General features: G+C 69.5%; 25 protein-coding genes and 5 pseudogenes. 9 read left to right on the plus strand and 21 right to left on the minus strand.

The features are described 5' to 3' along the window. The first annotated feature begins 226 nt into the window (after window positions 1-226). A complete protein-coding gene (locus OTB20_RS42450; RefSeq protein WP_420716430.1) occupies window positions 227-718 on the plus strand; it encodes a lamin tail domain-containing protein in 492 nt (163 codons plus the stop codon). Between the two features lie 53 nt (window positions 719-771). Here OTB20_RS42450 and OTB20_RS17485 read toward each other — a convergent pair whose 3' ends face one another. The 7 genes and pseudogenes from OTB20_RS17485 to OTB20_RS17520 form a co-directional block, all read right to left on the minus strand. After that, entirely contained in the window at window positions 772-2,070 is a 1,299-nt protein-coding gene (locus OTB20_RS17485; protein WP_267818551.1) for an ArsB/NhaD family transporter, read from the minus strand. Window positions 2,071-2,080: 10 nt separating this feature from the next. Beyond that, window positions 2,081-2,572 (minus strand): CBS domain-containing protein, encoded by a 492-nt coding sequence (locus tag OTB20_RS17490; protein ID WP_267818553.1) that lies wholly within the window; start codon window positions 2,570-2,572, stop codon window positions 2,081-2,083. Next, a pseudogene (locus tag OTB20_RS17495) lies at window positions 2,559-3,809 on the minus strand (cation:proton antiporter). Before OTB20_RS17495 ends, OTB20_RS17490 begins: the two are co-directional and overlap by 14 nt. A 162-nt stretch (window positions 3,810-3,971) precedes the next feature. Then, window positions 3,972-4,362 (minus strand): annotated as a pseudogene (locus tag OTB20_RS17500) (PucR family transcriptional regulator); the annotation flags it as partial. A 155-nt stretch (window positions 4,363-4,517) separates the two neighbouring features. After that, window positions 4,518-4,910 (minus strand): hypothetical protein, encoded by a 393-nt coding sequence (locus OTB20_RS17505; protein ID WP_267818555.1) that lies wholly within the window; start codon window positions 4,908-4,910, stop codon window positions 4,518-4,520. Between the two features lie 875 nt (window positions 4,911-5,785). Continuing rightward, window positions 5,786-6,739 (minus strand): sigma-70 family RNA polymerase sigma factor, encoded by a 954-nt coding sequence (locus tag OTB20_RS17515; protein WP_267818557.1) that lies wholly within the window; start codon window positions 6,737-6,739, stop codon window positions 5,786-5,788. An 18-nt stretch (window positions 6,740-6,757) separates the two neighbouring features. After that, window positions 6,758-7,984: an NAD(P)/FAD-dependent oxidoreductase gene (locus OTB20_RS17520; RefSeq protein WP_267818558.1), complete on the minus strand. Its 1,227-nt coding sequence runs from the start codon at window positions 7,982-7,984 to the stop codon at window positions 6,758-6,760. A gap of 193 nt (window positions 7,985-8,177) precedes the next feature. Here OTB20_RS17520 and OTB20_RS17525 point away from each other — a divergent pair. Beyond that, a pseudogene (locus tag OTB20_RS17525) lies at window positions 8,178-8,306 on the plus strand (helix-turn-helix domain-containing protein); the annotation flags it as partial. 91 nt (window positions 8,307-8,397) lie between these two features. Here OTB20_RS17525 and OTB20_RS17530 read toward each other — a convergent pair. Both OTB20_RS17530 and OTB20_RS17535 read right to left on the minus strand, forming a co-directional pair. Next, window positions 8,398-9,485, minus strand: a pseudogene (locus tag OTB20_RS17530) (APC family permease). 458 nt (window positions 9,486-9,943) lie between these two features. Beyond that, on the minus strand, window positions 9,944-10,360 hold the full coding sequence (locus tag OTB20_RS17535; RefSeq protein WP_267818560.1) for a CBS domain-containing protein: 417 nt from the start codon (window positions 10,358-10,360) through the stop codon (window positions 9,944-9,946). A 241-nt stretch (window positions 10,361-10,601) separates the two neighbouring features. Between OTB20_RS17535 and OTB20_RS17540 the strand changes: the two genes are divergently transcribed. Then, window positions 10,602-10,781, plus strand: a complete 180-nt coding sequence (locus OTB20_RS17540; protein ID WP_267818561.1) for a hypothetical protein — start codon at window positions 10,602-10,604, stop codon at window positions 10,779-10,781. 226 nt (window positions 10,782-11,007) lie between these two features. On the opposite strand, the gene OTB20_RS17545 is transcribed toward OTB20_RS17540, so the two are convergent. Both OTB20_RS17545 and OTB20_RS17550 read right to left on the minus strand, forming a co-directional pair. After that, on the minus strand, window positions 11,008-11,355 hold the full coding sequence (locus OTB20_RS17545) for a PRC-barrel domain-containing protein (protein ID WP_267818562.1): 348 nt from the start codon (window positions 11,353-11,355) through the stop codon (window positions 11,008-11,010). 36 nt (window positions 11,356-11,391) lie between these two features. Next, a complete protein-coding gene (locus OTB20_RS17550) occupies window positions 11,392-11,667 on the minus strand; it encodes an isoamylase early set domain-containing protein (protein WP_267818564.1) in 276 nt (91 codons plus the stop codon). Between the two features lie 702 nt (window positions 11,668-12,369). Between OTB20_RS17550 and OTB20_RS17555 the strand changes: the two genes are divergently transcribed. Next, window positions 12,370-12,966 carry a hypothetical protein gene (locus OTB20_RS17555; protein ID WP_267818565.1) on the plus strand — a complete coding sequence of 199 codons (597 nt, stop codon included), beginning with the start codon at window positions 12,370-12,372 and terminating at the stop codon, window positions 12,964-12,966. A gap of 641 nt (window positions 12,967-13,607) precedes the next feature. Beyond that, window positions 13,608-14,306 (plus strand): nucleotidyltransferase domain-containing protein, encoded by a 699-nt coding sequence (locus OTB20_RS17560; protein WP_267818567.1) that lies wholly within the window; start codon window positions 13,608-13,610, stop codon window positions 14,304-14,306. A 201-nt stretch (window positions 14,307-14,507) separates the two neighbouring features. Here OTB20_RS17560 and OTB20_RS17565 read toward each other — a convergent pair whose 3' ends face one another. From OTB20_RS17565 to OTB20_RS17585, 5 genes are all read right to left on the minus strand, one after another. Beyond that, on the minus strand, window positions 14,508-14,939 hold the full coding sequence (locus OTB20_RS17565; RefSeq protein ID WP_267818569.1) for a hypothetical protein: 432 nt from the start codon (window positions 14,937-14,939) through the stop codon (window positions 14,508-14,510). A 628-nt stretch (window positions 14,940-15,567) separates the two neighbouring features. Further along, on the minus strand, window positions 15,568-15,747 hold the full coding sequence (locus OTB20_RS17570; RefSeq protein WP_267818571.1) for an ATP-binding protein: 180 nt from the start codon (window positions 15,745-15,747) through the stop codon (window positions 15,568-15,570). A gap of 278 nt (window positions 15,748-16,025) precedes the next feature. Continuing rightward, window positions 16,026-16,547: a DoxX family membrane protein gene (locus OTB20_RS17575; RefSeq protein ID WP_267818573.1), complete on the minus strand. Its 522-nt coding sequence runs from the start codon at window positions 16,545-16,547 to the stop codon at window positions 16,026-16,028. Window positions 16,548-16,958: 411 nt separating this feature from the next. Continuing rightward, on the minus strand, window positions 16,959-17,306 hold the full coding sequence (locus OTB20_RS17580) for a nuclear transport factor 2 family protein (protein WP_267818575.1): 348 nt from the start codon (window positions 17,304-17,306) through the stop codon (window positions 16,959-16,961). After that, window positions 17,299-17,931 (minus strand): TetR/AcrR family transcriptional regulator, encoded by a 633-nt coding sequence (locus OTB20_RS17585; RefSeq protein ID WP_267818576.1) that lies wholly within the window; start codon window positions 17,929-17,931, stop codon window positions 17,299-17,301. Before OTB20_RS17585 ends, OTB20_RS17580 begins: the two co-directional genes overlap by 8 nt. A 451-nt stretch (window positions 17,932-18,382) precedes the next feature. Between OTB20_RS17585 and OTB20_RS17590 the strand changes: the two genes are divergently transcribed. After that, a complete protein-coding gene (locus OTB20_RS17590; protein WP_267818579.1) occupies window positions 18,383-18,817 on the plus strand; it encodes a VOC family protein in 435 nt (144 codons plus the stop codon). Between the two features lie 69 nt (window positions 18,818-18,886). Here OTB20_RS17590 and OTB20_RS17595 read toward each other — a convergent pair. Beyond that, window positions 18,887-19,661, minus strand: a pseudogene (locus OTB20_RS17595) (transposase). 134 nt (window positions 19,662-19,795) lie between these two features. Then, a complete protein-coding gene (locus tag OTB20_RS42795) occupies window positions 19,796-20,086 on the minus strand; it encodes a DUF6368 family protein (protein ID WP_420716431.1) in 291 nt (96 codons plus the stop codon). Window positions 20,087-20,097: 11 nt separating this feature from the next. On the opposite strand from OTB20_RS42795, the gene OTB20_RS17600 reads away from it, so the two are divergent. Together OTB20_RS17600 and OTB20_RS17605 are read left to right on the plus strand one after the other, a co-directional pair. Next, window positions 20,098-20,523 (plus strand): IS5 family transposase, encoded by a 426-nt coding sequence (locus OTB20_RS17600; RefSeq protein ID WP_267818581.1) that lies wholly within the window; start codon window positions 20,098-20,100, stop codon window positions 20,521-20,523. Window positions 20,524-21,053: 530 nt separating this feature from the next. Then, on the plus strand, window positions 21,054-22,736 hold the full coding sequence (locus OTB20_RS17605; protein WP_267818692.1) for a GAF domain-containing sensor histidine kinase: 1,683 nt from the start codon (window positions 21,054-21,056) through the stop codon (window positions 22,734-22,736). 14 nt (window positions 22,737-22,750) lie between these two features. Here OTB20_RS17605 and OTB20_RS17610 read toward each other — a convergent pair whose 3' ends face one another. Together OTB20_RS17610 and OTB20_RS17615 are read right to left on the minus strand one after the other, a co-directional pair. Further along, window positions 22,751-23,248 (minus strand): pyridoxamine 5'-phosphate oxidase family protein, encoded by a 498-nt coding sequence (locus tag OTB20_RS17610; RefSeq protein WP_267818583.1) that lies wholly within the window; start codon window positions 23,246-23,248, stop codon window positions 22,751-22,753. Window positions 23,249-23,375: 127 nt separating this feature from the next. Next, complete coding sequence (locus OTB20_RS17615; protein ID WP_267818584.1) at window positions 23,376-23,702, minus strand: STAS domain-containing protein; 327 nt, start codon at window positions 23,700-23,702, stop codon at window positions 23,376-23,378. Between the two features lie 257 nt (window positions 23,703-23,959). On the opposite strand from OTB20_RS17615, the gene OTB20_RS17620 reads away from it, so the two are divergent. Next, window positions 23,960-24,667 (plus strand): response regulator, encoded by a 708-nt coding sequence (locus OTB20_RS17620; RefSeq protein ID WP_267818585.1) that lies wholly within the window; start codon window positions 23,960-23,962, stop codon window positions 24,665-24,667. Window positions 24,668-24,738: 71 nt separating this feature from the next. Here OTB20_RS17620 and OTB20_RS17625 read toward each other — a convergent pair whose 3' ends face one another. Beyond that, on the minus strand, window positions 24,739-25,614 hold the full coding sequence (locus OTB20_RS17625) for a universal stress protein (RefSeq protein WP_267818586.1): 876 nt from the start codon (window positions 25,612-25,614) through the stop codon (window positions 24,739-24,741). Window positions 25,615-25,820: the final 206 nt, after the last annotated feature.

Genomic DNA, 25,820 nt, shown 5'->3' on the forward strand with positions numbered 1-25,820 from the left:
AAGGATCGGCACGTCGGCGAGAACCTCAGCGGGAGGGTGCGATGACAAGCCCGAATCCACGAGGCCTCGGCCAGGTGTTCAACGACGTGCCGGAGCTCTACGACCGGGTCCGGCCGGGATGCCCCGGCGAGCCTTCGCGGACACCCCGGCTGGGGTCATCCGCCGCTTGAGGACGACGTACGCACCACCGACCAGGGCTGGGAACACCTCGATCAATGGGGAGTGGGTGCTGATCACCAACGGCACCACCACCGCGGTCAACCTCAAAGGCTGGACGCTGACCGACACCTCCAGCCACACCTACACCTTCGCCACCTTCACCCTGGGCGCCGGTAAGACCGTCACCGTCAAAACCGGGAAAGGCACCAACACCGCCACCACCCTGTTCCAGCAACGCGCCGCCTACGTCTGGAACAACGACAAGGACACCGCCACCCTGCGCCGAGCGAACAAGACGGCGGGTCGAGTGGACGAGGGGGCGAAGCCGATAGACACACGCCCAGGCCCCTTCAGGACGTGGGGGCGCTGGTCGGTGGCGGCTAGTCGAAGGCGGGCGGGTTCCACGGGCGTGGGGCCGGGATCGGGTGCGAAGGGGCCGGCCCGGTTGGCCAGGAGCACGATCGTCGCGGCGAAGACCAGGCTGATGACGACCAGTGCGAGCCGATCGGGTTGGCGGGGTTGTAGGTGTAGCGGTTGGTTCCCCACTTGCTGCGCTTGAAGACCGGCTCCTCGTCGTACCCCATGGCTGACTCCATCCGTCGGGGTGGCCCCTCACACGAGGGTGAAGTAGCGGAGCCAGATGTAGAGGGCCGCGATGGCGGTGGTGACGGCGGTGACGACCAGGCCGTACTTGGTGAACTGCCAGAAGGTGATGGGCTGGCGGTTGCGTTCCGCGATGCCGAGGACGACGACGTTGGCGCTGGCTCCGATGGCGGTGGCGTTGCCTCCGAGGTCCGCCCCGAGGGCGAGGGCCCACCACATGACGTGGTCGCCGCTTCCGCCCATGGACTGGACGAGGTCGCTGGTGATCGGGGCCATGGTGGCCACATAGGGGATGTTGTCCACGACCCCGGACAGGACCGTGGAGGCGCCGAGCATCAGCATCGAGCCGCCCAGCTCCCGGCCGCCGATGGCGCTCGCGAGGGCGTCGGAGACCTCCTTGATGACGCCGGTGTCGATCAGCCCGCCGATCATGATGAACAGGCCGGCGAAGAAGGCCAGGGTGGGCCACTCGACCTCGGCCAGGACCTCGCCCGTCTCCACCGTGGAGATCGCGACGAGCAGCCCCGCGCCGAGGAGGGCGACGATGCTGGGCTCGTAGTGCAGCACGGGGTGCAGTACGAACCCGGCGACGACCATGGCGAGGACGACCAGCCCCTGCACGAGCAGGCGCGGGTTCTTGATGGCCTCGCGTTCCTCCAGGGCCATGATCTCGGCGGCCCGCTCCTCGTCGTAGACGAAGGTGGCGCGGAACATCCACCGGCACAGGCCGATCAGGACGGCCACCAGGACCACGCACAGCGGGGCGAGGTGGACGATGAAATCGTTGAAGGTCAGTCCGGCGCGGCTGGCGATGATGATGTTGGGCGGGTCTCCGACGAGGGTGGAGGCGCCGCCGATGTTGGAGGCGAGGACCTCGGCGATCAGGAACGGGGCCGCGGGCAGGTTCAGACGCTCGCAGACCAGCAGGGTCACCGGTGCGACGAGCAGCACGGTGGTGACGTTGTCGAGGAGCGCGGAGGCGCACGCTGTGATGACGATGAGCATGGCCATCACGCGGAAGGGGCGCGCCCTGGCCTTCTTCACCGACCAGATGGCCAGGTACTCGAACAGGCCGGTCTTTTTCAGCACGCCGACGATCATCATCATGCCCAGGAGCAGGAAGATGACGTTCCAGTCGATGCCGGAGTCCTCGGAGTAGAACGCCGAGACGTCGTCGGTCGCCCCGATCGCGAGCATCAGGCCGGCGCCGCCGAGGGCGGCGGCGACCCGGTGGATCTTCTCGCTGATGATCAGGGCGTAGGTGCCGATGAAGACGGCGATCGCCGCCCAGCTGTGCCAGTCGCTCACGTCACTCTTCTCAAGGGGTCGGGGTCGTGGGGCTCGTCGGCGGGGCCGCGTCGAGGAGCCGGTCCAGGAGGTGGGCCGCGGTGATCACGCCGAGAAGCGTCGCGGTGCCGTCCTTGTACCGTTCGACGACCGCGACGAGCGGGCTGCGCTGCTGCGCCATGAGGGCCGCCACTTCCAGCGCCGTGTCGTCCGGGGCGGCCACCGGCGGCGCGGGCGCCTTGGGCGGCAGGCAGGCGCCGACGGTCCGACCGCGCAGGGCCGCGCACAGCCGGTCGGCGTGCTTCTCGTCGATCACCGCCGCCAGCGCCGGGTCCTCCAGCACGTACCCCGGCACGAGCATCCGGATCATCTGGGAGGCGGGCAGAATCGCCTTCGGGGCGCCCTGCCCGTCCAGGACCAGCAGCCCCGGCAGCCGATGGCTCGCCATCAGCCGGGCCGCCGCCAGGGCGTCGGTGTCGACGGTGACGGTCTCGTACTCGACTGCGAGGTCACGTGCGCGCATGGAGAGTTCCGTTCGCTTCGGGGGTGTCGTGGGGCCCGGCCTGGTCCCCGTCCGGGATGCCGACCAGGTCGTTGACACGGAACATACGGGCCACGGGGACGTCCGTGCTGCTGTGTGCGCGATGATCGAGAAGGCGATGCACACCGCGATCAGTGTGTACGCCTCCTCGGCCCGTGGGATCCCGGACTGAAGCACCAGCAGCCCGTACACCACCGAGGCGAAGCCCTTCGGCCCGAACCAGGCCGCGGCCAGCTTCTCGCGGCGGTCGAAGGGCGTCCCTATGAGCGACAGCAGCAGGGACGCAGGCCGGATCAGCACGATCGCCAGCACCACCGCCGCGTACCCGCCCCACGGCAGGTCCCCGAACAGTTGCGGCGTCAGCAACGCCCCGAAGACCAGCAGTGCGGCGAATTTCGCCAGCTCGGCCAGTGCCTCGCCCAGCGGCTCGAAGGCCCGCTTCGACTCCGGCGACACGGAGGCCAGGACCGCGCCCGCCGAGAACGCGGCCAAGTACGGGTTGGCGTGGGTGAGGTGGCAGGCCGCGTACAGGATCACGCCGGTCGCCAGCGCCAGCAGCGGCTGCAGCTTCGGCTCGGCCCCCAGCAGCTGGAACCGTACGAGCCCGCTCACCAGCAGCGGCAGCACGGCACCGAAGAAGAGCCCCAGAGTCAGCTCGAGCGCGATCTTCGACCCTGATGCCTCCGCGGAACCCGCTGCCGGGCCCGCTGCCGCGATCAGCAAGGAGGACGACGGGCAGCGCGAGGCCGTCGTTGACGCCGCTCTCCACGTTCAGGAGCTGTCGCAGCCGGGCCGGAACCTCCTTGCGCCCGACGATCGCCGACGCGAACACCGGGTCGGTCGGCGCCAGCACCGCGCCGACCAGGAGCGAGGTCGTCCAGTCCAGACCCACCAGGTAGTGGGTGACCAGAGCCATGAACACGAACGCGAGCGGCATCCCCAGGCCCAGGGCGCGCGCCGGGTTCTTCCAGGCGCTGCGCAAAGCCGGGAAGGAGACGTGCATTCCGTCGGTGAACAACACCGCGAACAGTGCGAGGTCGGCCGTAACGGCGACGATGCCGCTGTCCGGTGTGATGTGGATCAGACCCAGGAACCCGTCGCTGACCAGTGCCCCACCGATGAGGAAGAGAAAGGAGGTGGAAAGGACCGTTCGGGCGGCGAGGACGGACAGCAGCACCGCGACCAGCAGTGCCACACCGAAAACCGCGACAAGCACCATGAGATGAGCCCCCGATCGGAAAAGAGAATTGTCCCTTGTTCGCCGACCAGGCTTCCCGGCACACCGCAACCGACCTTATACGTTCTTGACGCGACTTTGACAGGACCTTCAACTCCGCGAATCGGGTCTTGCCGTTTCCGGAGTCCGGCAACCGGACCGCCGTCAAAGCTCCTTGGCGGGCCAGTCGAGCAGCCGGGCACCGATGACCGCGGTCTGGAGGCTGTAGCGGTGGACCGGGTCGGCGGGGTTCGCGCCGGTGAGCTGCTGGATGCGCTCCAGCCGGTACGTGAACGCCCGCACGCTCAGGCTGAGCCGGCGGGCCGCCTGCGCGGCGTTGCAGCCGGGAGTCGAAGTATGCGATCAGCGTCTCCAGCATGGGCAGGGGCCCGCACCGGGCTTGCCGCAGCGGCCCCAAGGTGCTCAGTACAAGGTCGGCCATCGCCTGCCGGTCGCGGGTCAGAACCGGGAAGACCAGCAGTTCGGCGGCGCGCAGCACCAGGTCGTCCAGGTTCATCCGCTCCGCCAGGTCGAGGGCGTTGAGGGCTTCCTCTGGTCGGTGCTGGTGATCCGGCCGAGCAGGTCGTTTCCGGCACTGGTGTAGAGGTCGGCCAGTTGCGGGCCGGTGACCGCGAGGAGCACGGCGAGGCAGGCCAGGGGCGAGGTACACGACCGTGGCTTGGGTGCGGAACTGCCGCCAGGTCAGCCAGATCATCGGAGCACCTCAAGGGTGGGTCGGGAGTCGCGGAACGCGTCCGCGGGGCGGGTCATATAGGCCAGGACGATGTCCTCCAGGCCGAGCGGGCTCACGGTCCAGGACGGATCGCGGACCGCGGTGTCGGTGCGCACCAGGAGCGCGGTCTGCCGGCCGGTGTGGCTGGCGGAGATGACGTGCTGGCCTGCCGGAAAGGTGGCCGGGTCACGGCGCGGGCCGGTGAGCCGGTGGTGCGAGGCGACCAGGTCGTCGATGTCGCCCGCGATCTGGACCCGGGAGTCGACCAGGACGATGACGTAGTCGCAGGTCCGCTCCACGTCGGAGACGAGATGGGAGGAGAGCACGACGCTCATCTCGTGCTCGGCGACCGCCTCCATCAGGTCCTGCATGAACTCCCGTCGGGCGAGCGGGTCGAGGGCCGGCTCGTCCAGGATGAGCAGCTCGGGCCGCTTGGCGATGCCCAGGGTGAGGGCGAGCTGCGCGCGCTGGCCGCCTGACAGTTCTCGTCGCTAACGCCCTGCGCCACGGCGGCGGCACCTACACCCCGCGCCTGACCGTGTACCCCGCCGCCATCGAAGTGGCCCGTCGAGGACCCCAGCCCCCGACTGCCACACTGGCGAATTCCTGACCTGCACGACGGCACCCAAGGGTTCGGGTGGCACATGGTCAATGACCTCTCACACGCCGTCGCCGTCACCCCCACACGCGAAGGCGGCAAGACCATCCGCGCCCTCCTCCCGCGCTAGTGCGCCCCAGCCGCAGCCACCGTGGCCGGCCTCTCCTGGCTGGGTAGCCGCCCGCAGGCTGGGGAAAGCCGCCGCCTGGAGGGTGGCTGGGCGTCGTCGGTGCCGGCCTGGTGGAACGGCTGGTCTCCGATCTCGTCCCAGTTCACGGGACGAGATGGCCCGGTCCAGCCGCATACGCATTCCGACCGCAGGACCGCGGCCTGGGGCCGCTGGGGCCAGGAACCTCCGTCGTAGACGCACCAGTGCCGATTCGCGGCCGTAGCTGGAGCTGTCGTCGAAGTACGCCCGGCTGCTGGGGCTGATCGGAACGGTGCTCGGCGGGCGAGCTCTTTCCCGCTCCCGCCGCCGCACAGGCTGACCGGCGCGGTCACGCCTGCGGGCGGTCACCGCACGGCGTATCCCGTAGGCAACTCCGCGAGCGAGCGGCCCGCGTCGCGAGCTGACTATGCGGCCCGAGACTCTGCGGACATGGCAGCAGGGGCTGTACGTACGAGCGGAGTCCTGGTCAGCCGATCTGGTCACCATGCGGCGATAACCGGCGCGTCGGATTCGTGCTGCCGCCAGGCTTCGTTGAGGCGCGCGAGCCGGACCGCTGCACCGATGCCGCGCAGGGAGGCGACCTTGCCGTCACGGACTTCGAACGCCACGGCGCCCACAACCCGCTCGTCCACCACGGCGAGGACGGCCGGGGACCCGTTGACCAGTGCGAAATGGAACGCGGGTGAGCCGCCCGCCAGCCGCCGCTTCGCCGGCGTCGGCTTGAAGCCGGCCCGCACGTGGGAGGCAACCCGCTCGGGCGTCTTGTACTGCAACAGCCGCTTGGCCAGCCCGGCACCGTCCGAGAGTGCCGTCACATCGTCGGTGAGCAGCGCTACCAGACGTTCGGTGCTCCCCGACGCGGCGGCGGCGAGGAACTCCTCGACGACCCGGCGCGCGGACGCGGGGTCGGCCTCGCCGCTGCGGCGGCGCTCAGCGGCGACCCGGATCCGGGCCCGATGGACGTGCTGCTGGCTCGCGGACTCGGTGATGCCGAGGATCCCGGCCATCTCGGCGTGGCTGCAGGAGAAGGCCTCGCGCAGGACGTAGACGGCCCGCTCGAGGGGCGAGAGGCGCTCCATCAGGGTCAGTACGGCCAAGGAAACCGATTCGCGCTGCTCGAAGGTGTCGGCCGGGCCGAGCATCGGGTCACCCTCCAAGAGCGGTTCGGGCAGCCAAGCGCCGGCCGCTCGCTCGTGGCGCGCCTGTGCCGAGCGGAGCCGGTCGAGGCACAGGTTGGTGACGACCTTGGTCAGCCACGCTTCCGGCACGTCGATCCGTTCCCGGTCGGCGGCCTGCCAGCGCAGGAACGCGTCCTGCACGGCGTCCTCGGCGTCGGAGGCCGAGCCGAGCAGACGGTACGCGAGCGAGGCCAGCCGGTTCCGGCTGGCCTCGAACCGGCTGGTGTCGAAGCGATCACTGACGTTGCTGTCCATGTGGATCACCCTAGGCAGCTACGCGGACGCCTTGTCGGCGGGGACATCCGGCGCGTACGGGACCGCGTTTGCGGCGCACGCTTCCGGCGCGGCGGCCAGGTGGCGCTTGCGCTTGGGCAGGCAGAAAGTCGGGTGCGAGTTGGTCCACAGCGACATCCTGAGGATGGCCGCCTTGATCCGCGCGGCCTTGCGGCCGCCCAGGTACTTCGGCTTTGCCTGTCCTTCGCGGTCGACCATCTGCAGGATCCCGTCCTGCCGCCCAAGGCTGATGTGGTTGCCCGGGTAGTCCAGCTTGACGTGTCCGATCTTGCTGCCGGTGAGGCGTCCCACGATGGCCTTCATGGCCTGCATGCCGGTGTAGCCGGCCGTAGCGCAGGACATCGGCAGGGGCAGGCCGTTGGCGCCGATGGCGTAGACGCTGTCGCCGGCGGCGTAGACGTTCGGGTGCGAGAGTGAGCGCATGGTGCGGTCGACAAGGATCCGACCGTTCTCGGTGACCTCCAGTCCGGCAGCAGCGGCGATCGGGTTGACCGCGAATCCTGCTGTCCACACGGTGGCGTTGGACGCCAGGGCGGTGCCGTCGGCGCACAGTACCCGCGTCGCTTCGACGGCTTCGACGCTGGTGTGCTCCAGGACGGTGATGCCCAGGCGGTCGCAGGCCAGACGCAGGTGGCCGCGGGCTCCGGCGGAGAGCTGGGCGCCCAGCTCTCCCCGGGCGACCAGCGTCACCGACAGGCCGGGCCGGGATTCGGCGATCTCGGTGGCGGTCTCGATGCCGGTCAGCCCGTCGCCGACTACCAGCACGTTCCCGCCTTCCCGCAGACCGTCCAGGCGCTCGCGCAGGCGCAGCGCCGAGGGCCGGGCGGCGACGTCGAAGGCATGCTCGGCCACGCCGGGGACGCCGCGGTCGTCACCGTGGCTGCCGAGCGCGTAGAGGAGCGTGTCGTAGCCGAGTTCGGTGCCGCCGTCGGCGTCGGTCACGGCGACGACCTGGCGCTCGGGGTCGACGGTGGTGACACGGGCCAGGCGCAGCCTTATCCCCGCGCCCGTGAAGATGTCGGCGAGCTTCCGGGTTTCGATCTCCTGGCCGGCCGCGACCTGGTGGAGCCGCAGCCGCTCGACGAAGTCCGGCTCGGCGTTGACCACGGTGATCTCGATGTCCGCCGGGGACAGCCGGCGGGCCAGGTTCCCGGCCACGTAGGCCCCGGCATAGCCGGCACCGAGAACGACGATGCGGTGCTTCATATGATGCTCCTGGGGGTTCGCTGGGCTCTCGGCGACTTGAGCGGGACAGCCATCCGATTCCTGACAGGAACGCAATGTGACGTGAGTCACAGGCCGATGGGAGCGTCGCCCAGCATTGGTCGGAGCACAGATGCAGGCCGGGCCGAACGAGGACATCCGATGCCGATCCCCATCGACGTCACCAAGCGGAAGGCGCATCGGCATCACACCCGCCAACTTGGCCGTGCCGAAGAACGGCCGCGCCAATGCCGTCCAATTCACCACCCTCGCCGTCGCCGCCCTCTGCGAAGACCTCGGCTGGCGGCCCGGCGACCTGCTGCGCCCTGTGGCTCGAGTCCGGGTGCTCGGAACTCGGTGTCAACTGAGAGCGTCGGTGGCGTACAGGACCACCAGCGCGGCGGCCGGTGAGCCGGTCAGGCCTTGCCTGCGATCACCGCGCGACGTACCGCGTAGGCAGCGGCTCCGGCCGCCAGAACGGCCGCGCCGGCGATCACCGAAGTCGCCGGGAGGGCGAAGGCGAGGACGAGGCAGCCGACGAGCCCGACGACGGGGATGATCCGTGCCGGTCGGCCCTCGTCCGGGGCGAGGGTCCAGGCGGAGGCGTTGGCGATGGCGTAGTAGGCGAGCACGCCGAGGGAGGAGAAGCCGATTGCCCCGCGTACATCGGTGGTCGCGGCGAGTACGGCGCCGACCACGAGTTCGGCGCGGTGCGGCACTTGGAACTTCGGGTGGACGGCGGCCAGGGCGTGCGGGAGGTGCCGGTCGCAGGCCAGGGCCAGGGTCGTGCGCGAGACGCCGAGAATCAGGGCGAGGAGCGAGCCGAGCGCGGCAACTGCGGCGCCCACCCGTACGACCGGTGCCAGCCAGTCCGCGCCTGCGGCGCGTGCGGCGGCCGACAGCGGAGCGGTGGCGTCCGGGAGTCCCTGCGGGCCCAGCACGAGCAGGACGGCGACGGCGACGGCGACGGCGACGGCCGCGTAGACGACCAGTGCGATGCCCAGAGCGAGCGGGATGGCCCTGGGGATGGTGCGGGCGGGGTCACGGACTTCCTCGCCGAGCGTGGCGATGCGGGCGTAGCCGGCGAAGGCGAAGAAGAGCAGGCCCGCCGCTTGGAGCACCCCGCCGAAGGTCGCGTCGTCACCGATGCCGAGCCGGGTTGCGTCCGCGTCGGCGGCGGTCACGGAGGCGGCCACTACGGTGAGGACCAGCCGGCGAGGTAGCCCCAGAACTTGCCCAGCCGCTCCCGCCCGTAGACGTAGGTACCTCCGGAAGCGGGGTAGCGGGCGGCCAGGCGCGCCGAGGACATCGCGTTGCAGTACGCCACCACCGCTGCCAGTGCCAGGCCGAGCAGCAGCCCCGACCCGGCCGCACCGGCCGCCGGGGCCAGGGCCGCGAAGATCCCCGCCCCGATCATCGACCCCAGGCCAATCACCACGGCGTCGAACACACCCAGGTGCCGCTTCAACTCACCCGTACCCGCAGGCCCCGGCACCGCACCCATCACTCGCTCCCCAACCGTGCTCCAGCATGTACCGGCGCACCGTATTGGAACAAGGAGTCGAGACGGGGTCAGCGCCGACGCAGGCAAGCAGTCGTCCCGGGCCCGGGTGCCTGGTGCCAGGTTTGCCAGGTGCCAGGTGCCGATGGGCTCTCGGCCAGTACGCGGGCCGCCGGGAAGCATCGCGACCGCAGTCCGGTGGTCGGGTGCTTGGACTGGATGCGCTAGGCGAAGAGACCATCGAGCACGACAGGCTTGCCCTCGACCTCGTCGGCGCTGAACACCGGCTGGGCCGTTGCACCCTCATTGAGAGCCTGTCAGCACGTTCACCCAGACCGGCGATGGCGCCACACCTGTTGCACTCGCTAAGGTGCGCCGCTGAGAAGCCAAGGCGAAAGGCCAGAGGGCCGGCCCCTTTGGGGCGAGCGTCTGGCGCCCCCACCATGCCCTGTGGGGGCGCGTCAGTTCTGCGAGATCGCCTCGAGCAGGTCGCCGACCTTGGTGTCCGGCAGGGCGCGGGCGACGTCGGCCAGGGCGACGATGCCGACGAGGGTGTGTCCATCGATGACGGGCAGCCGGCGGACCTGGTGCTCGCCCATCGTGCGCAGGATCTCCGCGGCGTCGTCGTCAGCGCCGATGGTGACGGCCTCACCCTGAGCCAGGTCGCCCGCCTTCACCTGGCCGGGGTCCTTGCCCGCCGCGAGAACCTTCACGACGATGTCCCGGTCGGTGAGCATGCCCTTGAGCTTCTCGTCCAGGCCACAGATCGGCAGCGAGCCGACCTTCAGCTGGGCCATCTTCTTCGCGGCTTCCAGCACCGTCTCATTCGCACCGATACACGTCGCGTCCGCCGTCATGATGTCGCGGGCCTTCGTCATCTGCCGTACTCCTTCGTCCTCGTCTTCGTCTGCACGGATTCGGGCCGCGCCCGCTCACACCGGGCCGACCACGGGCCTATGAGTGCCCCCTGCCCCCTCCCACTAACGGTATTCACCCCACAACCACCCCCAGGGCATGGCCCGCCCCTGCAGTTCAGCAAGCCTCACACCGGGCACGCGAAGGAGCACGCCAGGATGGAGGACCGCCAACCGCCAGCCCGGGCGGTGTAAGGAGCACGCATTGATCACTGTCGACGTGCAGCACTGCGGCAGCACGGTCCCAGTCAACGCCGGCGGAGAAGTCGACGAGGACACGGGCGAGGCCTTCCAGACAACGCTGAACAGTGCCACCACCCACCACCGGGCCCGGGCCGCTCCGTCGGTGCGGTGGGATGCAGCGGAGTCGCGCAAGCGGGCTTGATGCATGCCTGCCCGGATCCGGGCACGCGATGGCCCGCATTGATATCGCGCTGCTACGAGGCCGTGTGTAAGCCCGCCCCTTCCCGGGGACAGGTCGCCCTGCCCGCGCGGCGATCGCTCTGTGCGGCAGCGGCGCGGCCCCCTGGCCGCCGGCGGGCAGAGGGGAGGCGAATTGCCGGGCTGCGGCTCCCGTGCACGGTGGGGAACCGCAGCCCCGTGGACTGGGATCAGATGTGACTGTGCCCGTAATACTGGCCGAGCTGGTCGCGGTAGGCGGCGTCCCCGCGGTGCTTGTCCTTGTCGTACTCGGGCGAGTCCTTGATCTGGTCCTTGGTGAGGCTGACGTGGATCTTCTCTTCCTTCACGTCGATGCGGACGACAGTGCCGGCAGGCAGCAGGACCTCCTTGCCGAAGATCCACGGGCCGGTGTCGACAACGATGTAGGAGGAGCCGACTTCTTCGGTGGCCTCGTCGACCTTGCCGATGTGCCCGTCGCTGGCTTCGACCTTGTACCCGACCAGACTGGTGCCGGGCGTGTAGTGCGACTCGGTGTTGTAGTTCCACATGTCGGTCATGTTGGGGGACTCTCTTTCGTGGGTGGGGACGGCCTGTCAGGTGTGCAGGAGACTGTTGTGGCCGTCGTGGCCGTCAGCCGCGTCCTCGTCGAGCCAGTGGCCACCGTCCGCGAGGTAGCGGAACCCATGGCGCTGGCCCGCCGGGAAGGTGACCGTGACCGCGCGGGACCCGTCAGGCCGTCCGGCCATCGGGTGGGTACCCGGCCGCCAGTCGTTGAAGTCACCGACCACACTGACCTCACCCACCGGGTGGCCGGCGGGCAGGACAAACGTGATCTCGGTCCGGTTCTTACGCCGGGTGCGTTCCAGCATCGACGGTCAGCTCCTCACATACGGGGCATCGGCTGCGCCATTCATGCCCGTAGGGGCGGGGTCAGGACCACTCGGGATGGCCTCCTTCACCGCTTCGGGCCTGGCCTCATCAGCCTCCCGGTCCGGGCCCGGGGTGGCGCGCCGGGTACGGCCACAAGGCCCTCTCGCATCAGGCTCCCGGGTGCGCCGGCTTCTGCGGGCACGACCCGGCACGACCCCTACGCCGTCGGGCCAAGGGAGTATGCGATCGCGCCGACTACCTGCGGCTCCTCGTGCTCGAGCTGTCGCCGACGATGGCGGACCTCATCCTGTTCGAGGGGACTGCGCGGGCGGTGGGATGGCGCTCGGATGGTCCGGGTTTCGCCACCGCGTGCGAACCGGTCGCGGCCGGGATCGCGAACCGGTCGGGCCGGCGTCGGCGGTGACCTACCGGCGGCGCAAGCGCGACACCACGTTCACGGTCGCAATGGATCAGGCCCGCGAGGCGGGGGCTGCGGCGGCCATGGAGTGCGGGAGCCCCCTGACGCGGTGTACGGGCGGCGCCAGCGCGACGCGGTGTTCCGAAACCTGACGGACCTGGCCCGGCGTAGCGGTTGAGCCGATGAGCTGGTGTTGGTCAGATAATCCACCTGTCGTGCACTGGTCCTTCGCGGCGGAGGTCATGCTGCCTGCGTTCGGTCAACCGATTCGAAGGTGGTGACAATGAACCCGGTCCTCACGACGGTTCGGCGGGCGCGACTCACGGCTGCTCTCTCCGTGCCCTTGGCCTTCACCCTCGCCGTGATCGCAGCCCCGGCGCACGCGGCCCCGGCCTCGAGCACGAGCGCCGTCCAGGCCGCCGACTGCTCCGACTCCCGGGCCCTGCCCAAGAGTGGAACCAGCAAGGCCAGGTCGGCGAAGAGCCTCAAACGACTCCCCGCAGGCTGCTTCAATCAGCGCGGAACCCCGGGACCCAAGGGCCCCAAGGGAGACCGCGGCCCCGCCGGACCGCCCGGACCCTGTGTCGATGTCGCCGTCGTGGCCGGCATCGCCCCCGGAAGCGAATACAGCGCCGCCATCACCCGCGGCAGGGCGTTCGTCGGCTACCGCCCCTCACTCACCGGAGCACCCATCTGGCGCGACCTGACACGCCCCCTCACCCCCGGATACCCGCGCAACGCCTGCGGCATCGCCGTGAAACTCGCCGGCGGACGCGTCTACGTCAAGGTACTCACCACAACCGGCGACCTCTACGAAACCTCCTGCACCACCCCCGCACTCGCCTGCACCGTCGGATGGGCCGCCGTCGTCAAACCCTGACCACCCAAACCCCAGCACCAAACCGCGTCCGGACAACGAAGATCCTGACGCGGCCCGCCGTCCGCACCAGCGGGTCGCCGCCACCTACTGGCGAAGACCCGCTCGCCACCCCGTGCACGAGGGGCGCCGGGTGACAGTGGAGTCCATCGGACGTGCTCGGTTGCCCAATGCGGAGCGCTCTTTGCGGTAAGAACACCGAGGACGGCCTGCATACCGGGTGAGGTCTTGCACCGGGGCATCGCTCCCGAACGTGCGGCCCAAGTCGCGATATTCCTGCGGGTGATGCACTGCACCAGCCACCGCTGGCAGCGCCACCATCCGAGACGGGCCTGAAGGACGCGGGGCTGCCGGAGGTAGCGGCCTGGGTGGCTGGATGGCCGTACCCCAACCTCAGCCCGATCGCCATGCGGCTGATAGTCCGCGGCCCTGGCAGGCGCGGACTCCGTCGGCATGCTCACCGACAACAACCTCGCGCCCTGGCGGACGAAGAAGGCCGAGGGGGGAGGCGGGCGACCACGCGCCCGGTCCGGCAGTCCGCTGATTGCCGGTATCGCGCGGCAACTGCAGAGGGCATGAAAGTCGATGAGAAGGAGGAATGCCCGCCCCTCTACGGGGGCGCCGTCGGAACGTACGCTGCGATCATGGATGACCCCGTGCTCACCGCCCGCGAACTGGTGCGGGGCCGATTTCCCGCCGCCCGGGCGGCCTTCCTCACCGGCAGTGTGCTCACTGACCGCCGGACGCCCACATCCGACCTGGACATCGTGGTCCTCCTGGACGGGCCGCCCGCCCCCAGCCGGGAGAACCTGGTGTATCGCGGCTGGCCGGTGGAGCTGTTCCTGCAAACGGCAGCCGTCTGGCACAGCTTCGCCGACCAGGAGACTGCGAAGCGGAATTCACCGCTGCTCGCCATGTGTGCTGACGGCATGCTTCTGGTAGACACCGATGGGCTGGGCGCCTCACTCCAGGACGAAGCGCGCAAGCGCTGGGCCGCGGGCCCGCCGCCACTCTCGGACCGTGAGCGCGACCATCAGCGCTATGTTCTGACCGACTTGCTCGACGACTTGCGTGGCTGCGCGGACGCCGCCGAGCGGGTGTACTTGGTCGCGCACATGCTGCAGCGTGCCTCGGAGCTGGTCCTCCTGGTCGGCTGCCACTGGCTCGGCAGAGGCAAATGGCTGTCACGGCGACTGGCCGCAGCCGCCCCCGCAGTGCACCGCTCCTTGTCCGAAGCTGCAGCGCAGGCGGCCACCGGGGATACCGAACACTTCGCCGCAGTAGTGGCAGAGGTACTGAATGTGGCCGGCGGTCCTCTGTGGGACGGATATGCCATCCGATGAGTCGGCCTACCTCGGACCTCGGCAGCGCCCGGGCTTCTCGCCGTACAGGGAACAGCCATGGACCCGAAACAAGCGTCCAGGTGTTCTCAAGGCTCAGCGACCGCGCTCTCCCGTTAACCACGCTGCTCTTGCCCTGAGCAAGTCAGCAGGCGGACGCCGCGCCCGCGTGCCCGGCCGCCCCCCTGGAGACCGGTCACGGGTTTAAGAGGTTCCGGCGGGCCCGTCGCCGGTGCGGGCGAGCATCGCCGCGAGGAGCCGCACCGCGTTCTCGGCGTCGGCGAGTTCATCGCCGGTAGGCAGGTGCGTGCCGAAGGCATGGATGTCAGGGGCGTCCAGAGCGCGCCAGTGCAGGATCGGGGCGAGTTCACTGCTGCACTGAGCGAGAAACCAGGCCAGATGTCCGTGCGTACGCGCAATCGTCAAGGCGAGAGCGGCGAGGGCTTCACGCAGCCCCTCAAGCCGGTCGATCCGCCGCATTACTCCCTGCACGTCCCGGGGCCCCACGACTGCGGCCAGAGCTCGAGCGGTTTGCCGTACCAATGCCAGATCGGACTCGTGAGGCTCCCACAAACCCCGCCCCAGCTGATCCCGCGCCTCCTCAACAGTCCGCTCGACCGCGGTGAACATACCCATAGCACCAAGCCTATTCGAGCGCCCGAAGCGGAAGTTCTGGTACCCGGGCGACGGCCGGCGCGAGCCCCCGGCCCGATGCGGCGTAGGGCAGGTCAAGGGCTGGGCCTCCGCAGGTAACGGCATGCTCGAGCTACCCGGGATGGACTCGCGCCACTGGCGCAGCGGTCGGCGGTGCGCCTGGGCGGGGAGGGTGCGGCCCTGACGCCTGATGCCGCACCGGCAGTGTGCGGCAGTCACTCGCGCTCAGCCCAGTGGTGGATGGACACCAGCGGCAGACGTGTCGCGTCAGGACCTCGGGACCTCCGGAGTGGCCCTGGGAGGGCAGGGCTCGTCCCCGCAGGTCTCAACGGGCAGACCGGCCGCGCGAGACCGCCCCGGAGCACAGCGGCGCCGTCACCCCGGGACATGGATGGTCAGGGCATCGGCAGCCGGTCCACAGGCGCATCCATGAGGCCCGCGACATCGTCCAAAGTCATGCGCAGACAGCGCGCATCGCAGTGGTCACGCCAGCACGTCGGCGTGGGGGCGGCGGCAGGGAACATGCGGAGGAGCCGAGGCGACCTGTGCCGGCGCTGCCGCCCTCGATGCGGTCAACGTCACGGGCGGGGGCGGGGGCGGGGGCGGTGGCTCAGTGTGGAGCAAGGACCGCGGTGATGGTTTTGCCGCCGGGCTGGTCGATACGGATCTGGACTTGGTCGGCCAGGCTGTTGATGAGGTGCCAGCCGAAGCCTCCCGTCCCACCGACCGTGTCGGGGGCGCGGGCGCCGGGGACCTCAGTGCTCGCGTCGGTGACCGCCACCTTCAGCACGCGCCTGATCCCGCACGGCATGGACGCATCCCGCCTGCCCGTCCAAGACGCGCACGACCAAGCAGGGATCGTGAGAGTACTGGTTCATCGGTGTCCGTCGCTGTGTCGTGTGCCCTGACCGCCCCCCGTCATCACACAGCGACTGCCCGATTCCTTGCGAGCAATGTGCCCTCAGACGGGCTGGTATCCCCCGGCAGCGACCCCTCGCCTGACGGAACATCATCACTGACCGGACAGGCGCATCCGATCAACTGACCAACCCATCACAGAGAAACGCTCTAGAAGTGGCCAGAGATGCCGGTGTTGCCCCCGATGACGGCTTTCCCGGAGCGGCGGACCGCTTGCACCGGACGCCTGTGGTCGAGGGCGTGCCGGGAGCGGTAGGCGAGCGAGGGCTTTCCGTGGGTATCCGCAGTCGCGAGGAGCAGCCCGCCCAGGACGGAGAGGTCGGTGAGGAAGAGGGCGCGCTGGCGTCCTCGCTCCTCATGATCCTCCACCTTCCAGAAGGCGTGGCTGGCGAAGGCGTTGGGCACCAGCGTGGTGGCCAACGTGAGCGCGGCCAGCCTCGGGGCTCGGCCGGTCGCAAACAAGAGGCCCGCGCCGACCTGCACCGCACTGTTGACGCGCATCAGCTTCAGGGGGTCTGCGGCCAGTTTCAGGGAGGGCACCCACTCCCCGACGGCACGGGCTACGGGCTGCGCAAGCTCCGCCACCGCCTCGGGGCGGCGCAGGGTGTGCAGTCCGCCGGTGATGAGGGGGGCGGCGAACAAGGGGCGGGCGAGTTTTCGAAGGAGAGCCATCTTCCGCTGGTGCCCTGCCCCGGCCCGTCCATACCAGCCTGTCCATACCGCCCCGCCAGTCTTCGGATCGGATCTTCCGGCGGCAGTACCACTTCCTACACATCGGCCGGCCAGAACTGGATGGGGTAGCGGTCCACGCCGCCACCAGTGCCGTCACCCCCGCCGCGGACTGGCTACCGCGACAGGCAGACACCGCACTACACCCCGCCGCGCCCTGCCCCGGGAAACGCATCCGGCCGCGCTAGACCTGACGAGGGGCACTGGTTTGGCGGGTGTGGCCAGCCAACAAGCGCGCTCAGCTCAGTTCAAACGCCTGGCGCAGCGTCCGACGTCCGAGGTAGCCAGGCATGTTGACGTCGCCGAGCGGTACCCGTGGGTCGGCTGCGTGCTGGGCGAGCCTGCCGGAACCGCTCAGGCGGAGAGGAAGAACCCGGTCACGTCAGCGAGGAGGCCGTCTCGGTGCACTGCGCTGCTCACGCCCGTCATGAAGGCCCCGCCGTCCGGGCCGAGCTGGGTCCAGCGGGCCAGTGACCGGCCGTGGTGGTCGAAGACGTCCTCGATACGGAAACGGTGTCCGGGAAACGCCGCAGCGAAGCCGTTCATGTAGGCGTCCAGTTCGGCCAGACTGCTGACCTCGGTCTGCGGGTCCCGGTAGCTGACGTCGTCAACCACGACCGCGCCGAGCGCGGCGAGTCGTATCTCGGGGTCGGCCGACCAGCATGCCGCGTAGTTGTCCCAGAGCTGTCGTTGGTCACTCATTGGTGTCCTCTTTCTTGGTTTGCTTGACTGTCTTGGCTTGTCTGGCGCCGATCGATGCCAGGGCTCCGGCGGTGATGGTGTGCAGTTTGGCGGCGGCCGTCCCGGATCGGACGAGCACCAGCAGACCTTGGTAGAGGGCCAGGAGCTGGGCAGCCGACGTCTCGACATCGAGCTCTGCGGGCAGCTGCTGCTGGGCGCGGGCGCGCGTCAGTGCGTCGGCGAATCCGGACTCGATCGTCTCCAGCCCCCGGCGCACGCCTGCGGTGGCCTGCGGAACGGTGAATGACTCCACCGCGGTGTTGGTGAGGAGGCACCCCGGATCGGGCTCAGGGCCGGGGTCGGTGTCGAACGCCGAGGTGAAGAACGAGCGGATGCCGGCCACCGGGTTCTCCGCGTCCCGAAGATGGACGCGGACTCTGCCCTCGACCACCTGCTCGTTGTACGCGTCCAGCGCGGCGCTGAACAGGCCCTCCTTGCTCCGAAACGCCCGGTAAAGGCTGCCTGGGTGCATCCCGGTCGCTTCCTCGAGGTCGCGCAGCGAGGCGCCCAGGTATCCCCGACGACGGAACAGTTGCATCGCGGAGGCCAGCACCTCGCCCTGATCCCAGACCTGTTTACGGCCCATCGACCCTCCTCGTAGTTGAACGATCGCTCACAAACTAGCATGCGCGGCAGCCCACCCCGGTCCCACCGCGGGCGATGCCATGCGTACCCAAGACACGACCACTGCCGCGCCAATACGACAACTTCTCGCGCCAAGTCTCATCTGTGACTGACCGCGACGGTTGGCGGCACTCGCCAACTAAAATGCTCAATCCACGCAGCTCAACCACCTGGTCGTCCTTCTTGAAAACCTGCGGTGGATCACCAGCAACTAAGGGTTGTCCCGTAACTGATCTTTGGCACGAGAGTGGTTGCCCGGGCTTGGATCCTGGGTCCCACCCTTTGGGAGGCACCGACCACGGTTCAGCCCTGCGCCCGCACGACACAGCAGCGGATGGCAAGGGCCGTCCTCCCGACAACGTGCGGACCCACCCGCCCGGGGGGATGAGCAGGGCCCTTGCTATCGTGCGCCGATGTCAACGATCAAGCAGTTGCAGATGACCTTCGACTGCGCGGAACCTGCGCGTCTCGCCAGCTTCTGGTGCGAGGTGCTGGGGTACGTCGTACCTCCGATCCCGACGGGGTTCGCCACTTGGGAGGACTACCATCGCTCACTGCCGTCTGAGGATCAGGTGATCTACTTCGCGTGCAGTGATCCCTCGGGTGTGGGCCCGCGCCTGCTCTTCCAGCGCGTTCCCGAAGGGAAGGTCGTCAAGAACCGGCTGCATCTTGACGTGCGGGCCGGTATCGGGCTCGTGGGTGAGGAGCGCCTGGCCACGCTTGAAGCCGAATGCGCACGGCTGGTCGCGCTTGGCGCGGTACATGTGCGAACGATGCGTGCCGATGGCGAGAACGAGTCCTGCATTGTGATGCAGGACATTGAGGGCAACGAGTTCTGTCTCGACTGAGGATCCTCCGAGTCTGCGAGATAGGGAGCCGTCTCCCTTGGGCCTCTCTGGTCTCGTATGCGGCGGGAGCTATCCCGTGAGAGCGAGGTTGTGAAGTCGGGCGATGCCGAGCATGGCGTGGCGGACGCCGTCGCCCTTGAGGCGACAGTCGCGGAGGATCTGCCAGGTCTTCATGTGGGCGAAGACGTGCTCGACGCGGGCCCGGACCTGTTTGTGCGAGCGATTGTGCTCGTGTTTCCAGCCCGGCAACTCCATGCCCGGGGTGCGGCGGTGGGGCATGAGGAGGCCGGTGCCCGGATACCCGCCATCGGCCATCGGCCATCGTGAGGGCCTTGCCCACGGCAGCCTTCGCGCCAGACTCCTCCCATGCCCTGCAGTCGTTGCGATTGCCTGGCAAAGGCTCACCGACCACAACGACCAGGCGGGTATCCGCGTCAATGACGACCTGGTGGTTGGTGGAGTAGCGGTAGTTCTTTGACTGTTCGGCGATGCTGTCCTGCGGAATGGGTACCAGGGTGCCGTCGACGATCAGCACGGCGCCCTTGGCGAACCGGCGCCGAGGCTGGAATGCGATGAGTGGGCCGAGCTGGTCGATGATACGGTCGGCCGCCGACTTCGAGATGCCGAACAACAGGGCGAGTTGGCCCATCGTCAGGTTCGTTCGCCAGTAAGCGACGACCAATAGCACCAGGTCCTCCAGCGGCAATCCCCACGGCCGGCCCCGCCGCACGGGATCTACCCCCTCGCGGCGCAGCGCGGTCATCAATCTCCCGAAGTTGCGCGGGCTCAGTCCGGTGAACGGGGCTGTCCAGGACGGTTCCGACGCCGTGATCACACCAGCCACGTCAAGATCATCTCACCCGTAGCCAGCAGTCACGGGACAGCCCTTAGCCACCGGTCCCCAGCCCCGTCCGCCACTCTGCGGCAACTCCCCCTCACCATGGCGACCCACTCGCCAAGAAGATCGACGCTGAAGCGCTACTTGACCAAGTGGAAGTTGGGATGGTGCAGCCAGGCTTTCGGAAACTCCACGTCTCCGGCATATCGAAGCCACCGGCCCCCACCTCCGGTGCCATAGGAGACCTCCGCCAGCCTTCCCGGGAGGGCTACCGCCAGTGCTCTCGCCCGGACCAGGACCGCCTCGTTGCTCGTGTCGTCTCCCGCGGTGGGGTGACCACTCAAGAGGCCGTCGAAATCGACCAACGCATCGAGACGGCGGGCGAGAGCGAGCGTTAGGGCCTGTTGCGAAAGTGGATCTTGTTCGTTCATGATCGTGTCTCGTGGGACGTGGAGATCTGACGAACGAACAGTGGGCCCGGCTTGAGCCGTTGCTGCCGCCGGGCATCAAGCCGGGCCGTCCGCAGGTGTGGACGCGGCGGCAGTTGATAGACGGCATACGGTGGCGGACCCGCGCGGGCGCCCCGTGGCGTGACGTGCCCGAACGCTACGGGCCGTGGGACCGGGTCTACGACCTGTTCCGGCGCTGGCAGCGTGACGGCACGTGGCAGCGGATCTTCGAGCGGCTCCAGACCGATGCCGACGCGAAAGGCCTGATCACCTGGGACCTCAGTGTCGACTCCACCGCCTGCCGGGCGCATCAACACGCGGCAGGCGCCCGTAAAAAGGGGACCTCCAGAAGGAGCCTCCGGGCGGCCTGGTCACCGAGCCCGATGACCACGGCCTCGGACGCTCCCGCGGCGGTCTGACCACGAAAATCCACCTCGCCACCGAGCAGGGACAAAAGCCCATGTCCCTGCTGGTCGCAGCCGGTCATCGGCATGACAGCCCGTACTTCCAGCCCGTCCTGGAGAAGGTCCGTGTCGCCCGGACCGGCCCTGGCCGCCCTCGAACCAGACCCAACCGAGTCCGTGCCGACAAGTTCACCCGACCCCGCGAACGCCTGCCACGAGGCAGAAGTGGGCTCCGCCCGCACCGAATGAGGATTGCCTTCGTGCCCGCGAACCCACCGCCACCGTCCCTCTCACCGTCCAGTGCTGCGATCAAGTCGGTCATGGCGCGCGCCCCCGCGCAAGGATGCGTCGCGCTTCACACGGGTGTGTCGAGGCGCCGGCACGGATCTCACCGTCAGCTCTCACGAGCGTCCGCTCCCCCGTCCGCAGTGACCGCAGTGGATGCCCCATCGGTCCCGGCCGTGCCGATACGCTGGCTCCGCACGGGGCGGGCAGCGAAGGGGAATCACGTGGGTGTGGGGGATCCGTTGACGCAAGTGCCTCGGATGCGGCTGGACGAGCTGCTCGACGAGCTCCAAGTACGCATCGACGCCGTGCGCGGCACCCGGGACCGGGTGCACAGCCTGCTGGAGGCCGTCGTCTCGGTGGGCCGGGAGCTGGATCTGGCCCAGGTGCTGCGGCGGATCGTGGAGGCCGCGGCCCTGCTCGTCGACGCCGACTACGGGGCGCTCGGCGTCATCGGCCCCGACGGCCGCACCCTGTCGCAGTTCCTGACCGTGGGGCTCGACGAGGAGGCCATCGCCGAAATCGGTCCCCTGCCGGCCGGTCACGGCCTGCTCGGGGAGGTCATCCACCACCCGGAACCCTTGCGCCTCACCGATCTCGGCGCCCACTCCTCATCGTACGGGTTTCCGCCTCACCACCCGCCCATGCGCACGTTCCTCGGCGTACCGATCCGGGTGCGGGACGAGGTGTTCGGGAATCTCTATCTGACCGACAAGCGGGGCGGGTTCGATTTCGACACCGAGGACGAGACGGTGATCTCCACCCTCTCGGTGGCGGCGGGCGTGGCGATCGACAACGCCCGGCTCTACGAGGGGTCGCAGCGTCAGCAGCGATGGCTGAAGGCCAACGCGGAGATCACCGAGAGCCTGCTGTCGGGCAGTTCCCGTTCGGCGGTGCTGGAGCTCATCGCCCTGCGGGCCCAGGAGATCACGGGGGCCCGGATCGCGGACATCTCCATGCCGGTTCCCGGCGCCGAGGGGTTGTTCGTGGAGTTCGCGGCCGGTGCGGACAGCAAGGCCAGGCAGGGACTCGTCGTCCCCTTCGCGGGAACCCTCTCGGGGACCGCGCACCGGACCGGGCAACCCGTCACGGTCGTCCACGCCTCGGACGACGACCGCTACCCGGCCGATTCCCAGACCCAGGGCGGGTTGGGTCCCGCCGTCGCGGTCCCGCTGGGCACCGCCGGCGGGGAGAGCAGGGGCGTACTGCTGCTCGCCCGCCCGGCCGGCGAGCCCGCCTTCGGCGAGAACGAGCTCGAGCCGCTCGTCGCCTTCGCCGGTCAGGCGGCGATCGCCTTGGAGCTGGCGGAGCGGCGCCGGGACGCGGAGCAGATAGCGCTTCTGGAGGAGCGCGACCGGATCGCACGGGACCTGCACGACCTGGCCATCCAGCGGCTCTTCGCCACCGGAATGACCCTCCAGAGCGCCGCACGGCTCGTCGAGCACGAAGGGGCCGCCGAACGCGTCAGCCGTGCGGTCGAAGACTTGGACGAAACCATCAAGATCATCCGATCGACGATCTTCGGTCTGCGCACCAAGGACCGCGAGAGCGGACCGGGTCTGCGGGCCCGCGCGGCCCGGGCCGTCGGCGAAGCGGCCACCAACCTCGGCCATCCGCCCCGCCTGAGCATGGAGGGCCTGCTCGACACGGACGTTCCGTCCGAGGTCGCCGACCACGCCATGGCGGCGCTGGGCGAGCTCCTGAGCAACGCGGCGCGCCATGCGGGGGCGACCAGGGTCGCCGTGGCCCTCAAGGCCGGACCGGGAGAGATCGTGCTGACGGTCTCCGACAACGGCAGGGGCATCCCGGCCCAAGGTCGCAGGAGCGGTCTGCGCAACCTCGACGACCGGGCGCGGAGCCTGGGCGGATCCTTCACAGTGGACACCCCCGCCGAGGGGGGCAGCCGGCTCGTCTGGCGGGCGCCGCTCCCCACAGGGAGCTGACGGCCCCGACGCGATCACCCCAGGCCGGCCGGCTCCTGCAACGTCCGCTCCGCCTCCAGCCGGAATCCGGTGACGAGGTCGGGGCGGATCCGCAGGGCCCCGGTCGCAGGGTGTCCCACCCAGGGACGCAGCAGGGAAGCGAACCGGGCCACCTCGTCGGCATCGGTCACCGGGCACGCGTAGCCGGTGACGACGACGCTCCAGCCTAGGTGGGTGACGGGATCGATGGCGTCCGCTTCGTAAGCGACCACCACGCCGGGGACATCGGCCGGAGCCACGAGGGAGGCGAGCGCCCCGTCGTCGTGGATCCGCACGATGATGTCCTCGCCCTCGACGAGGTGGTTGACCGGGCGGACTGCCGGCAGAGCGTGCTGCGTGAAGACGATGCGTCCCAGGGACACCGTCGCCACCAGTCCGAGCGCCTCTGCCTTGTCGAGCTCCCGCATGCGCCGTGTGGCCGTCATATCGCCATCCTGACCCTCGGTGCGCCGTATGCCGCCGTCCTCGTCCATGCTGCGCACCTTCATCCGGTATCGATCGGTCCTTGCGGCCTCCGGGCCACCAGCCTCCCTCTCGATCACTACGAGAACCAGGGTCGAATGGTCCCGACCCGGGGACCGGTTTCGGTTACCGCCCTGATCAGGCCAGTGCGAGCCGCAGCACACGGTCGGCGCCGAGCACCCGCATCGACTTGGCGACCAGAGGCGGCACGCCACACAGCCGGAGCCGGGTTCCCGCCAAGCGGCAGCGGTAGTGCACACGCATGAAGAGGTCGATTCCCGAGCTGTCGCAGAAAGAGATCCCGGACAGGTCCAGGACGAGACTGCGGTGACCGGATGCGGCGAGATCGGTGAGGCGGGGCTCCACCTGCCTCGCCGTGTGGAAGTCGAGTTCTCCGGCCAAGGTGACACGCACGTCGCCGTCGTTCCTCACCGCGGCCTTCAGGTCGATCAAGGTGGTCGTCATGGATCCTCCATGCTGCGTGCGGCCCTGCGGTCGAGCCGCGCCTTTCCCCGTGCGGCACCAGCTCACCGGATACAGACCGGTCCCGGGAAGGTCCATGTGCCCCCCGCGAAGGACCGAAGGTCCCTTCCCCGTGGCGCTTACCCCCCGCGGGGAAACAGGTGGATGAGGGCCTATCGGCCCTGTCCGTTCGGCCCCTTCGGCAGGCAGGATGCTGGAGTTCGGGCGCACCGGACGATCCCAGGCCAAGGAGTTGCGTCATGACCGACAGCGGTGCCCCCTCCCCCGCCAAGACGCCGATCACGGTCTTCCTTCTCGACGACCACGAAGTCGTACGCCGCGGGGTGCACGATCTGCTGGACGCGGAGCCCGACCTGAACGTGATCGGTGAGGCGGGCACGGCGGAACAGGCTCTGATCCGCATCCCCGCGCTGCGCCCCCAGGTGGCGATCCTCGACGTACGGCTCCAGGACGGCGACGGCGTGAGCGTGTGCCGCGAGCTGCGCTCGCGGATGCCCGAGCTGGCCTGCCTGATGCTCACCTCGTTCGACGACGAGGAGGCCCTGCTGGACGCGGTGATGGCGGGCGCCTCCGGTTACGTGCTGAAGCAGATCACCGGCACCGACCTGGTCACCGCCGTCCGCACGGTCGCGGCCGGCCAGTCCATGCTCGATCCCGGGGCCACGACCCGGCTGATGGCCCGCATGCGCGGCGACGTCCCCAAGGAAGATCAGGTCCCCGGTCTCCCCGGCTTCACCGACCGGGAGAAGGAGATCCTCGTCATGGTCAGCGAGGGGCTCACCAACCGGGAGATCGGCAAGCGGCTGTACCTCGCCGAGAAGACCGTCAAGAACATCATCTCGCGTCTGTTCACCAAGCTGGGGGTCGAGCGTCGCGTCCAGGCAGCGGTGATCGCCAGCCACACGCTGATCCCGCCGAGCCAGCACCCCGTCCCGTCCGCCGAATAGTCGGCGACCGGGCATGCGGTGGCCGAGCACGCCGTGTCGCGTGCCCGGCCTCCCTCCTGACCCGGGCCGGGTCAGGCGTGCGGGACCACGGCGACAGGACAGACCGCGTGGTGCAGGGCTGCATGGGCCACGGACCCGATGTGCGCCCCCACCGCCGCTTCGCGGACCCGGCGGCCGACGACGAGCAGCTGCGCGTCCGACGCCGCGGTCAGCAGCACGTGGCCGCCACTGCCCTGTTCCACGTGCGTGACGACTTCGACCTGCGGGTACTTCAGCCGCCACGGCTCCAGCGCCTGCTGCAGCGCGGCCTTCTCGTACGGCTCCAGGCCACCGAACTGGTCGGCGATCCACATCGACCCGGGGCTGTACCCGTAGACCGGGGGCAGGCTCCAGGCGCGGACCGCGCGGAGGGGTACCCTCCTCGCCTCGGCAGCCTCGAAGGCGACGCGCAGTACCTCGGCGGACTCCTCCACACCGCCCTGCTGCCCGACGACGACCTCCCCCTCCTCCGGCACGGCCACCGGCCTGCCGTGCGCGGAGCGTACGGAGACGACGGGGCACTCTGCGGCGGCGATCACCTGCCGGCCGTAGGAGCCCAGCAGGAAGCCGACCACGGCTCCGTGCCCGCGAGTGCCGATCACCAGCAACTCCGCGTCCTTGGCGGCGCGCAGCAGGGCCGGCACGGGCGCTTCGGAGAGCACTTCCGCGGTGAGGGCCAGCTCCGGGTACCGGTGGGTGAGCTCGCCCTCGGCCTCCTTCAGGACGTCATCGGCGCGGTGGGCCTCGGTCTCACGGTCCTGGACGATCGGGGCTGCGAACGGCTGCCACAGCCAGGCGTGGACCACGTGCAGAGGCAGGTCACGCCGTAGGGCCTCCCGTGCCGCCCAGTCCGCCGCGGCCCGGCTCTGATGCGATCCGTCCACTCCGACTACCAGGGTGCGCTTCACTAGTCTGTCCTCCGTACTGATGCCGGAGCATCGGGGTCGGTCTGCAGCGGAGCCGCACCGGCCGGGGGGACCGGCGCCGCTGAACTCACCTTCGCTACTGGGCGCCTTGGAACACAGGGGCCGACAGTCCCTCCCCGAGGGCCGGTCCTCCCCTCCCGGCGACGGCCGCAGGGGCGCAGAGTGGCGGTATCGGCTCAGTCGACGAA

Source organism: Streptomyces sp. H27-H1 (genome assembly GCF_026627445.1).
GTDB lineage: Bacteria > Actinomycetota > Actinomycetes > Streptomycetales > Streptomycetaceae > Streptomyces.

Bases quoted from the DNA above. Each gene is read 5' to 3' on its own strand.
- OTB20_RS42795 (WP_420716431.1), bottom strand. From the start codon at position 20,086: ATGAACGAACAAGATCCACTTTCGCAACAGGCCCTAACGCTCGCTCTC.
- OTB20_RS17490 (WP_267818553.1), bottom strand. From the start codon at position 2,572: ATGCGCGCACGTGACCTCGCAGTCGAGTACGAGACCGTCACCGTCGAC.
- OTB20_RS17505 (WP_267818555.1), bottom strand. From the start codon at position 4,910: ATGCAGGACCTGATGGAGGCGGTCGCCGAGCACGAGATGAGCGTCGTG.
- OTB20_RS17620 (WP_267818585.1), top strand. From the start codon at position 23,960: ATGACCGACAGCGGTGCCCCCTCCCCCGCCAAGACGCCGATCACGGTC.
- OTB20_RS17535 (WP_267818560.1), bottom strand. From the start codon at position 10,360: ATGACGAAGGCCCGCGACATCATGACGGCGGACGCGACGTGTATCGGT.
- OTB20_RS17550 (WP_267818564.1), bottom strand. From the start codon at position 11,667: ATGCTGGAACGCACCCGGCGTAAGAACCGGACCGAGATCACGTTTGTC.
- OTB20_RS17575 (WP_267818573.1), bottom strand. From the start codon at position 16,547: ATGGCTCTCCTTCGAAAACTCGCCCGCCCCTTGTTCGCCGCCCCCCTC.
- OTB20_RS17565 (WP_267818569.1), bottom strand. From the start codon at position 14,939: ATGGGTATGTTCACCGCGGTCGAGCGGACTGTTGAGGAGGCGCGGGAT.
- OTB20_RS17605 (WP_267818692.1), top strand. From the start codon at position 21,054: ATGCGGCTGGACGAGCTGCTCGACGAGCTCCAAGTACGCATCGACGCC.
- OTB20_RS17515 (WP_267818557.1), bottom strand. From the start codon at position 6,739: ATGGACAGCAACGTCAGTGATCGCTTCGACACCAGCCGGTTCGAGGCC.
- OTB20_RS17590 (WP_267818579.1), top strand. From the start codon at position 18,383: ATGTCAACGATCAAGCAGTTGCAGATGACCTTCGACTGCGCGGAACCT.
- OTB20_RS17610 (WP_267818583.1), bottom strand. From the start codon at position 23,248: ATGGACGAGGACGGCGGCATACGGCGCACCGAGGGTCAGGATGGCGAT.
- OTB20_RS17615 (WP_267818584.1), bottom strand. From the start codon at position 23,702: ATGACGACCACCTTGATCGACCTGAAGGCCGCGGTGAGGAACGACGGC.
- OTB20_RS17555 (WP_267818565.1), top strand. From the start codon at position 12,370: ATGAACCCGGTCCTCACGACGGTTCGGCGGGCGCGACTCACGGCTGCT.
- OTB20_RS17545 (WP_267818562.1), bottom strand. From the start codon at position 11,355: ATGACCGACATGTGGAACTACAACACCGAGTCGCACTACACGCCCGGC.
- OTB20_RS17520 (WP_267818558.1), bottom strand. From the start codon at position 7,984: ATGAAGCACCGCATCGTCGTTCTCGGTGCCGGCTATGCCGGGGCCTAC.
- OTB20_RS17580 (WP_267818575.1), bottom strand. From the start codon at position 17,306: ATGAGTGACCAACGACAGCTCTGGGACAACTACGCGGCATGCTGGTCG.
- OTB20_RS17585 (WP_267818576.1), bottom strand. From the start codon at position 17,931: ATGGGCCGTAAACAGGTCTGGGATCAGGGCGAGGTGCTGGCCTCCGCG.
- OTB20_RS17560 (WP_267818567.1), top strand. From the start codon at position 13,608: ATGGATGACCCCGTGCTCACCGCCCGCGAACTGGTGCGGGGCCGATTT.